At 72.4% G+C, this 4,588-nt stretch carries 3 protein-coding genes; all 3 read right to left on the reverse strand.

The features are described from left to right. Window positions 1-58: 58 nt before the first annotated feature. The 3 genes from ACSNN7_RS28615 to ACSNN7_RS28625 all read right to left on the reverse strand — a co-directional run bounded on the left by ACSNN7_RS28615 (window position 59) and on the right by ACSNN7_RS28625 (window position 4,537). Entirely contained in the window at window positions 59-1,705 is a 1,647-nt protein-coding gene (locus tag ACSNN7_RS28615; RefSeq protein ID WP_436684163.1) for a beta-1,3-glucanase family protein, read from the reverse strand. Window positions 1,706-1,803: 98 nt separating this feature from the next. Further along, window positions 1,804-3,063 (reverse strand): family 16 glycosylhydrolase, encoded by a 1,260-nt coding sequence (locus ACSNN7_RS28620; RefSeq protein WP_436684164.1) that lies wholly within the window; start codon window positions 3,061-3,063, stop codon window positions 1,804-1,806. A 73-nt stretch (window positions 3,064-3,136) separates the two neighbouring features. After that, window positions 3,137-4,537 carry a ricin-type beta-trefoil lectin domain protein gene (locus ACSNN7_RS28625; RefSeq protein ID WP_436684165.1) on the reverse strand — a complete coding sequence of 467 codons (1,401 nt, stop codon included), beginning with the start codon at window positions 4,535-4,537 and terminating at the stop codon, window positions 3,137-3,139. Window positions 4,538-4,588: the final 51 nt, after the last annotated feature.

Consider the following 4,588-nt stretch of genomic DNA (forward strand, 5'->3'; position numbering starts at 1 on the left):
GGCACGCGGCGGCGGCCAGGAGCTGGTCGCCGCCGCGTGCCCGCCAGGGCTGCCCCCGTCAGCCGCGCCGCCACTTCTGGTTCGCGCCGCCGGTGCACTCCCAGAGCTGGAGTACCGCGTCGTTGTTCGGGTTCCAGCCGGCGATGTCCACGCACTTGTTCGCCTGCGGGTTGACCAGGTCGCCGGCCCCGGTGAGCACGAACTGCTGAGCCGGGTTGCCGGAGCAGGTCGCGAGCTGGATGGCGGCGCCGTTGGCGGTGGATCCCCAGGCGACGTCCATGCACTTGTTGTTCTGGCTGCGCAGGGTGCCGTTGACGAACTCCCAGCGCTGGTTGGTGCTGCCGTGGCAGTCCCAGACGATGAGCCGCTGGCCGTCGGCGAAGTTCCAGTTGGGCACGTCGACGCACTTCTGGTGCCAGTTGCTGACGACCATGTCGCCGGTGGCCGGCGGGGTGGTCGGCGGCGGTCCGGTCGGGCCGCCGGCGCCGAACGGCGTCAGGGTGACGGCGGCCGAGCGGGGGTCGCCGCTGTGCACGAGCGACTCGAAGCCGCCGACGTCGTCGTAGGCGAAGCCGTAGGCCTTACCGTCGGCCATGTGGGCGTGGATGATCCGCGAGTAGTGGTTCGGCGCGCTGTTCTTGTAGAAGGACGCGGCGTCCAGCCGGGGCTCGGTGTCGAACTGGCCGAGGGTGCCGCGGTTGAGCGCGGTGCAGAGGGTGCGCTTGATCTCCGACTGGATGAACGGCGGCGTGTTCGGGGCGTCGAAGACGCCGTCGCAGCCCCACACGTTGCTGGTGGTGGGCTTGGCGACCGTCGCCACCTGGGCGCCGGACGAGTCGGTGAAGACCATGGTGCTGCCGACGGTGCGGCCGAAGAACCGGCGGTTCGGCTCGGCCGTGCGCGGCACGACCGTGAGGGTGCGGTTGGTGTACGCGTTCCACGCCGAGGTGATGTACGCGTCGAGGTAGCCGGGGTCCATGAGGCCGGCGTCCATGGCCTTGCCCGGCGCGAGCACCCGCAGCACCGTGCCGTCGGCGCGGGTGATGACCGAGCGGGCGAAGGCCGGCTGGGCGCGGATGGCGCTGATCACGTTTTCCCGGCCGTTGTTGAGCAGCTCGCCGGTCTTGGTGGTGACGCCGTTGCTGCCGGTGACGGAGACGGCGTGCGGCACGGCGAACTGGTCGACCTGCGAGCTGTTCAACCACAGTCCGGCGTCGTTGTAGGTGAACTCGGACCAGTCGAACAGGATGTCCCGGTTCGGGTCTCCGGCGGCCCACGGCGCGGGCTGGACGAGCCCGTCCGGGGTGAGGCGGAAGTCGAGCTTGCGGCCGAACGAGAAGTACATCCGCCCGGAGATGAAGCGCGGGATGCGGACGGTGACGCTGCCGCCGTTGGCGGGGCCGGCGATCGACACGTCCGGCGCCGGGGTCGGCGGGAGGCCGCCGGCGGGCCAGCGGGTGAAGGCGCCGGCCGCGTTGACGTAGCCGAGGCCGCCGCCGGGACGGATGTCGGTGCCGAGGATGTAGAGGTAGACCGCCTCGCCGCGGCCGGAGTTGTTGGCGACGGTGACGGGCAGCAGGTCGGGGCCGACGGCGAGCGCACTGTCCTCGGTGGCGGTGAGGGCCAGTGGTACGGCGAGTGCGAGTGCCGCGAGCCCGCTGAGGGCGGCGGCGAGTCGAGCTCGGAACGAGCGTCTGTTGGTCATCGGAGTCTCCTCGATGGTGGGAACGGGCACCATCTCGTCGAGCCGGGGTCGCTCGACGAAGGGCGTCAGGTGGCGTACGGGACGCGGCTGGGCGCTGATCAGGCGCGGGACCACTTCTGGTTGGCGCCGCCGGTGCAGTCCCACAGCTGGAGCCGGCCGCCGTTGCCGGTGACCCGGTCCCGCACGTCGACGCACCGGTTGGCGCTGAGGTTGACCAGGTCACCGGCGGCGGTCAGGGTGAAGCGTTGCGCCGGGTTGCCGTTGCAGCTCACCAGGTTGACCTCGGTGCCGTTGGCCGTGCCGGCCCAGGCCGGGTCCATGCACTTGCCCATGGCCCGCAGGGTGCCGTCGGCGGCGAACGTCCACGCCTGGGCGGCGGTGGTGTTGCAGTCCCAGATCTGCAGCTTGGCCCCGTCGACCGGGTTCGCGCCGGGGATGTCGATGCACCGGCCGCTCGCCGCGCCCCTGATCCGGGTGGTCCCGGGCGGCGGGTCGCCGGAGGTGTAGCCGGAGACGCGCACGTAGTCGACGAGCATCTGCTGGGGGAACTGGGTGGAGGCGTCCGGGTAGCCCGGCCAGTTACCGCCGACCGCCACGTTCAGGATCATGAAGAAGGGGTGGTCGAACACCCAGCGGTTGCCGCCGAGCCGGCCCGGGTCGACGCGGTGGAACTCGACGCCGTCGAGGTACCAGACGATGGAGTTCGGTTCCCAGTCCACCCGGTAGGTGTGGAAGGCGTCGGCGAGCGGCGCTCCGATGGTCCGGCTGCCGGTGATGCCGCCCGCGCCCGAGTAGCCCGGGCCGTGGACGGTGCCGTAGACGGTGTTCGGCTCCCGGCCGATGTTCTCCATGATGTCGATCTCGCCGGCGTTCGGCCAGCCGACGCTGCCCATGTCGTTGCCGAGCATCCAGAACGCCGGCCAGATGCCCTGACCTCGCGGGATCTTGATGCGGGCCTCGAAGCGGCCGTACGCCTGGGTGAACGTCGCGGCGGTGAGCAGCCGGGCCGAGGTGTACTCGCACCGGCCGTAGTGGCACTGGTAGTTGGCCGGGTTCTCCCGGCGCGCGGTGATGACCAGGTTGCCCTGTCCGTCGTGCACCGCGTTGCTCGTGCTGCTGGTGTAGTACTGCCGTTCGTTGTTGCCCCAGCCGTGGCCGCCGATGTCGAAGCGCCACCGGTTCTGGTCCACCGGGGCGCCGGCCGGCGCGTTGAACTCGTCCTGCCAGGTGATCCCGCCGATCGCCGCCTCGGCGGGGCGGGGCTGGACCGGTACGGCGAGGGCCACCGTGGCGGCGATCAGCGCGGCCGCGGCGACGGCGAGAGCGCGTGACCGGCGGCGGGTGCGGATGGGGAACATGGGACCTCCTTGGCGGGGACGGGCCCGACGGGTCGGGCGCGGCGGTGGGGCCATGGCGGCGGGAGCGGTGGGGTCAGCCGCGGCGCCACTTCTGGTTGGCGGTGCCGGCGCAGTCCCAGAGCTGGAGCCGGGCGCCGTCGGAGTTGTTCCAGCCGGTGATGTCGACGCACTTGTTGGCCTGGGGGTTGACCAGGTCGCCGGCGGCGGAGAGGACGAACTGCTGGGCGGGGTTGCCGCTGCAGTTGGCGATCTGGATGGTCGCGCCGTTGGCGGTGGAGCCCCAGGCCACGTCCATGCACTTGTTGTTCTGGCTCCGCAGGGTCCCGCCGGTGAAGGTCCACGACTGCGCGCTGGTCCCGTTGCAGGTCCAGGTCTGCAGGGGTACGCCGTCGGAGAAGTTGGAGTTCGGCACGTCGATGCACCGGTTGTTCCAGTTGCTGATGATCCGCTGCCCGCCGCCGGTGGTGACGAGCGACAGCCCGTACGCGCCGAGGATCTCGTTGACCGGCTGGAACCAGGTCGTGCCGCCGGTGGAGCAGTTGCCGGAGCCGCCGGAGGTGACGCCCTGGGCCTGGTTGCCCGAGATCCACGCCCCGCCCGAGTCGCCGCCCTCGGCGCAGGCGTTGCTGCGGCTGAGGCCGGACACGGCGCCCTGCGGGTAGTTGACGGTCTCGTTGCGACCGAGGAGGGTGCCGCAGCGCCATCCGGTGGTGCGCCCGGAGCGGCAGATCGAGCTGCCGATGGCGGCGTCCTGCGAACCGGCCACCGTCACGGTGCCGGAGTAGGTGTTGACCCACGGCTGCGGCGTCCAGGAACTGTTGGTGCGGACCCAGGCGTAGTCGTCACCGGGGAACGAGGACCCGGCGAAGGTGCCCTGCGCAACGTTGTTGTAGCCCAGCGTCGGGCTGCCGGTGCGCCCGCAGTGGCCCGCGGTGACGAAGCCGCCGACGACCGCGAAGCCCACCGAGCAGAGGGTGTTGCCGTTGATGACGTACTGGTCGCCGCCCCGGATGTCGTACAGCGGGCGCGGTGCGGCCGGGGACGTGACCACCCGGACGGCGTCGGCGGGTACCCCGCTCTTGGCGGCGAACGCGGTGGCCGCGGCGGTGGCGCCCGGTCGGGCCGTGACGACGACGCGGTTGCCGGCGACGTCGACGTGCCAGCCGTGGACGTCGCGGGGGTCGGCCTCGGCGCGCCGCCGGTCGAGGGCGCGCCTGATGTCGTCGAGCGCCGCCTCGCTGCGGCGGGCGACCGTGACGTCGGCGCCCTCGGCGCGGGCCACCGGGGCGAGCGCGGGATCCGTGACGGCGACGGTGAGGCGGTGGGCGTTCGCGGGCAGCCACGCGCCGGCGAAGGCGGTACCCAGCTTCGCGCGCAGGCGCTGCTCGACCGCCGGCGCGGCGGCCTCGGTGCGTAGCCGGTCGCCGACCTGTGCGGCGGTGAGGCCCAGGTCGCGGCGCAGCGCGTCGACCAGGCTCGCGGCGGGGTCGGTGGCCGGGGTGACGTGGTGGGCCGGGGTGGGTGG

It is taken from the genome of Micromonospora sp. URMC 105 (assembly GCF_051386295.1).
GTDB lineage: Bacteria > Actinomycetota > Actinomycetes > Mycobacteriales > Micromonosporaceae > Micromonospora.